General features: G+C 64.1%; 5 protein-coding genes. All 5 read right to left on the bottom strand.

Annotated features, from left to right (window positions below):
* Positions 1-106: 106 nt before the first annotated feature.
* The 5 genes from IVB13_RS35855 to IVB13_RS40545 all read right to left on the bottom strand — a co-directional run bounded on the left by IVB13_RS35855 (position 107) and on the right by IVB13_RS40545 (position 4,404).
* Positions 107-1,606, bottom strand: coding sequence for a phosphomannomutase/phosphoglucomutase (locus IVB13_RS35855; RefSeq protein WP_018453006.1), 1,500 nt, complete (start codon positions 1,604-1,606; stop codon positions 107-109).
* A gap of 191 nt (positions 1,607-1,797) precedes the next feature.
* Positions 1,798-2,307, bottom strand: coding sequence for a TIGR02281 family clan AA aspartic protease (locus IVB13_RS35850; protein ID WP_026232438.1), 510 nt, complete (start codon positions 2,305-2,307; stop codon positions 1,798-1,800).
* 260 nt (positions 2,308-2,567) lie between these two features.
* Positions 2,568-3,503, bottom strand: a complete 936-nt coding sequence (locus IVB13_RS35845; RefSeq protein ID WP_018453004.1) for a transporter substrate-binding domain-containing protein — start codon at positions 3,501-3,503, stop codon at positions 2,568-2,570.
* A gap of 91 nt (positions 3,504-3,594) precedes the next feature.
* Positions 3,595-4,185: an SCO family protein gene (locus IVB13_RS35840; RefSeq protein ID WP_018453003.1), complete on the bottom strand. Its 591-nt coding sequence runs from the start codon at positions 4,183-4,185 to the stop codon at positions 3,595-3,597.
* 24 nt (positions 4,186-4,209) lie between these two features.
* Complete coding sequence (locus IVB13_RS40545; RefSeq protein WP_026232437.1) at positions 4,210-4,404, bottom strand: hypothetical protein; 195 nt, start codon at positions 4,402-4,404, stop codon at positions 4,210-4,212.
* Positions 4,405-4,533 lie beyond the last annotated feature (129 nt).

Here is a 4,533-nt window from a genome sequence, read left to right as displayed (position 1 = left end):
GGGGGGGATCCAGTATTCCAGAGACGATGATGGGGTTCGGATAAGCCGCGTACTGGATGCCCCGGTCAAGCCGGGGCATGACAGCAGGTGAGACTAGCCTCGCGCCTCAAATCTTCTGATTGTACTCGCCGACTTCGGGATGGGTGCGCAGCACGCTGTTCACCATCTCGAACATGTCGTGCATGCGCTGCTCGGAGACCGGGCTCTCGACCACGACAACGAGCTCGGGCTTGTTGGAGGAGGCACGCACCAGGCCCCAGCTGCCGTCCTCGACCGTGACGCGGACGCCGTTGACGGTGACGAGATCGCGGATCGACTGGCCGCCGATCTTGGCGCCCTTGGCCTGCAAGGCCTCGAAGTGCTTCACCACCTTGTCGATGACGCCGTATTTGGTCTCGTCGGCGCAATGCGGCGACATCGTCGGCGACGACCAGGTCTTCGGCAGCGCGTTCTTGAGATCGGCCATCGACTTGCCGGGGGCGCGGTCAAGCATATCGCAGATCGCCAGCGCCGAGACGAGACCGTCGTCATAGCCGCGTCCATACGGCTTGTTGAAGAAGAAGTGGCCGGACTTCTCGAAGCCGGCGAGCGCACCCGTCTCATGGGTGCGGCGCTTCATGTAGGAATGGCCGGTCTTCCAGTAGGTGGTTTTTGCACCCTGCTTCTGCAGCACCGGATCGGTGATGAACAGGCCGGTCGACTTCACGTCGACGATGAACTGCGCGTCCTTGTGGATCGCGGACATGTCGCGCGCCAGCATCACGCCGACCTTGTCGGCAAAGATCTCCTCGCCGGTGTTGTCGACGACGCCGCAGCGATCGCCGTCGCCGTCGAAGCCGAGACCCACATCGGCCTTGTGCTGCAGCACCGCGTCGCGGATCGCGTGCAGCATCTCCATGTCTTCGGGGTTCGGATTGTATTTCGGGAAGGTGTGGTCGAGCTCGGTGTCGAGCGGGATCACCTCGCAGCCGATCGCCTCCAGCACCTGCGGCGCGAATGCGCCGGCGGTACCGTTGCCGCAGGCCGCGACAACCTTGAGCTTGCGCTTGAGCTTCGGGCGGCTGGTGAGATCGGCGATGTAGCGCGCCGGATAATTCTCGTGGAATTGATAGGAGCCGCCGGCCTTGTTCTTGAACTCGGCGCCCAGCACGATCTCCTTCAGCCGCGTCATCTCGTCGGGACCGAAGGTCAGCGGGCGGTTGGCGCCCATCTTCACGCCGGTCCAGCCATTGTCGTTGTGCGAGGCCGTGACCATGGCGCAGCAGGGCACGTCGAGGTCGAACTGCGCGAAATAGGCCATCGGCGTCACCGCGAGCCCGATGTCGTGCACCTTGCAGCCTGCTGCCATCAGGCCGGAGATCAGCGCATATTTGATCGAGGCCGAATAGCCGCGGAAATCATGACCGGTGACGATCTCCTGGCTGACGCCGAGTTCTGCGATCAGCGCGCCCAGCCCCATGCCGAGCGCCTGGATTCCCATCAGGTTGATTTCCTTCTGGAACAGCCAGCGCGCGTCGTATTCGCGAAAGCCCGTGGCCTTCACCATCGGCTCGGATTCGAAGGCATAGGTGTTGGGCAGCAACACGGATTTCGGCTTGGGGAACATTGAGACGGTCTCGTGAAAAAAGAGCCAGGATTTGATGCAGCCTTAGCGAATGCCGGGCTGCAGCGGAAGGCGGGAATGGCAGCTTATGGATGATAATTGCGGCAGTTTGGTAACGGGGAAATCTGTCCGCGAGAGCGATCGAAATAGAGATTTTCTTGAAATATGTGTCGCCGTCGCCTTTGGGAGGACCTTTACTGCTCCAGCACCATCTGACCGTTGGCGTATTCGAAGCGCCTGAGGCGGGAGAGGAAGGAGAGACCGAGCAGGTTCTCGGACAGTGCTTCGTCGGGCAGCACCATGGCATCGACGTCGCGCACGATTAGGCCGCCGACATCGAGCATGGCGATGCGAGTGCGCGCGGCCTTGATGGTGCCGTTGGCGGTGGAGACGGTGGCGTTGTAATCGCTGCGCGAGGGACGCAGGCCGAAGCGGGCGGCCGAGGTCTCGTTCAGCGCGACCACGGAGGCGCCGGTGTCGACCATGAAGCCGATGCGCTGGCCTTCGATCCGGCCCTCGGTTTGGAAGTGGCCGCGGCCGTCGCGGGGGATGTTGAGGCTGCGGCCGCCGGCCGCCGCGGTGGACGCGACTGCGACCGTACGCGGCACCGACGTCGCCGAGGCGGAGCTCATCCTGTCCGCCATCTGCGCCATGAAGGTGCCGAGGCCGATCATGATCGCCGCGAAGATCATTATGTTACGCATCACACCACTCGAAGCCGAAGCTCGATTTCACCACGCGGAAGGCCGCTCCGCGAGCGACGCTGCGGCCAGAGCGGTGCTATTTTGACGAAAAGGATGAGCGGACGGTTAATGCGCCGGTGTCGCGGATACGACATATCCTCATCCTGAGGTGCCCGCGAAGCGCGGGTCTCGAAGGGCCCGGCCACCAGCGGGGCCGTCATCCTTCGAGACGCTTGCTACGCAAGCTCGTCAGGATGAGGAATTGGCAACGGCGCCTGGGACTAGAACGGGCTCACCGAGAAATACCGCAGCCACAGATCGGTGTAGCGGCCCTTCTCCCAGACGCGGAACATCGCCCAGTTCAGGGCCTGGCGCAGCACGTCGTTGCCCTTGCGTACGGCGATGCCAATGCCCTCGCCGAAGAAACGGCTCTCGACGAAGGGGCCGCCGGAGAAGGCGCAGCAATCGCCGGAATCCGTGCCGTTGATCCAGAACGCGAGCGCGATGGCGTCGCCGAAGATGAAATCGACCTCGCCCTTGCGCAAGGCGCCGCGCATAGCGTCGTCGTTGGGATAAGGGTGCAGCTCGGCGTCGGTGAACAGGGCCTTGAGATAGGCCTCATGCGCGGAGCCGGCGATGACGCCGACCTTCTTGCCTTCGAGATATTCGGGCCGGATCTCCGGCATCACCGCGTCCTTGCGCGAAGCAAAGCGCGCAGGCACGCGGTAATAGGGATCGGTGAAGTCGACCCGGGCGCGGAGCTGCGGACTCACCGCCATCGAGGCGATGATGGCATCGCCCCGGTTGGAGGCGAGCGCATCGACCAGCGTCTCGAAGCGCCGCATCTGCACCGTGCAAGTGACCTTGATCTCCTCGCACAGCGCGCGCGCGAAGTCGACGTTGAAGCCGGCCGGATTACCGTCGGCGCCGGTGTAGTTGAACGGCGGATAGTCGGTCTCGGTCAGGAAACGGATCACGGTCAGGCGCGACAGGTCCGGCCGCTCCGGCCGCCGCCGCGGGTCCCAGAAACCCGGCACCGCCTGCGGGGCGGCTTGCGGCGCGACCTGAGGTGAGGCTTGCGGCGCCGTTGGGGGCTGCTTGGCCGGGGCCTGCGCCTGCGCGGACGGCGCAGCAGCGAGCGCGCAGACGCCGACGATCAGCCCGGTCAGCAAGCCACGGGCGGATTTGGACGATTTCGCCTGTTGCGATGGAGCCATCGGCTGAAATGAACGATTTTCGTTGGGATCGGAGGGCCTTATAGCCCATCCGGCCGGGAACGCGAGCGCGGATTGCGGTCAATAGGGAAGCCTACAGATACCGCTTCAACTCCCCTGCGGCTTCTTCCGGCGTGCGCTTCAGGTTGAACGGCGAGACGAAGCGGCCGTCGCGATCCATCAGATAGATCAGCGCCGTGTGGTCCATGGTGTAGTCGCCGTCCTTGGTCGGGACCTTCTTGGCATAGACCCGGTAGGAGGTGATCACCTTGGCGGTCTCGGCAGGATCGCCGCTCAGCCCTTCGAGGTGCGGGTCGAAGCTCGACAGATAATCCTTCATCGCGGCCGGCGTATCGCGCTCGGGATCGACCGAGATGAAGACGGCATTGACCTTGTCGGCGTCCTTGCCCATCGCGCGCAGCACTTCCGAGATCTCGAACAGCGAGGTTGGGCAGACGTCGGGACAATGGGTGTAGCCGAAGAAGATCAGGGTCGGCTTGCCCTTGAGGTTCTTGTCGGTGACGGTCTTGCCGTTCTGGTCGGTGAGCTGGAACGGGCCGCCGATCGCGGCCGGCTGCGCCACCTTGCCGACCCCGCCCATGGCCCAGAATACGATCAGCAGCCCGAGGACGAGACTTGCGGCGAAGGCGGTCGCGATCACCAGCGGACGGGCGGTAGGGCTCATGAGCGGAAAACTTCCTGTCGCGTGTCAGAAGCAGGCGGCAAGACCGGTCCTGATCATTTCGAAGAACACCTGGCTGCCGTAGTGGAACCAGAGCGCGAGCGCGCCGAGCACGACCAGGCCGCCGACGCCAGCACCTGCCAACAGCAGCACGACCGGCGTCCGGCCGGCAGTGGGCGAATTGTCCGATACAGGATGGGTAGGGTGCAGTGGTTGAGCCATGACAACGATCGGGGTGAAGGGTTCCCTGCCTTTCAAATAGGCGCTGGGACCGGGCCGGGCAAGCGCGGCGGGCGGGCTGGAGAACTTGTGATACGGAGGTTCTCCGTCATGCCGGGCTTGCGCGGCCGA

This window comes from Bradyrhizobium sp. 17 (assembly GCF_023073515.1).
GTDB classification, from domain to species: domain Bacteria; phylum Pseudomonadota; class Alphaproteobacteria; order Rhizobiales; family Xanthobacteraceae; genus Bradyrhizobium; species Bradyrhizobium canariense_D.
This window is presented reverse-complemented; position numbering and strand designations above follow the sequence as displayed.

Excerpts from the sequence above, each read along its gene's own strand:
- IVB13_RS35855 (WP_018453006.1), bottom strand. The coding sequence starts at position 1,606 with ATGTTCCCCAAGCCGAAATCCGTGTTGCTGCCCAACACCTATGCCTTC.
- IVB13_RS35850 (WP_026232438.1), bottom strand. The coding sequence starts at position 2,307 with ATGCGTAACATAATGATCTTCGCGGCGATCATGATCGGCCTCGGCACC.
- IVB13_RS35845 (WP_018453004.1), bottom strand. The coding sequence starts at position 3,503 with ATGGCTCCATCGCAACAGGCGAAATCGTCCAAATCCGCCCGTGGCTTG.
- IVB13_RS35840 (WP_018453003.1), bottom strand. The coding sequence starts at position 4,185 with ATGAGCCCTACCGCCCGTCCGCTGGTGATCGCGACCGCCTTCGCCGCA.
- IVB13_RS40545 (WP_026232437.1), bottom strand. The coding sequence starts at position 4,404 with ATGGCTCAACCACTGCACCCTACCCATCCTGTATCGGACAATTCGCCC.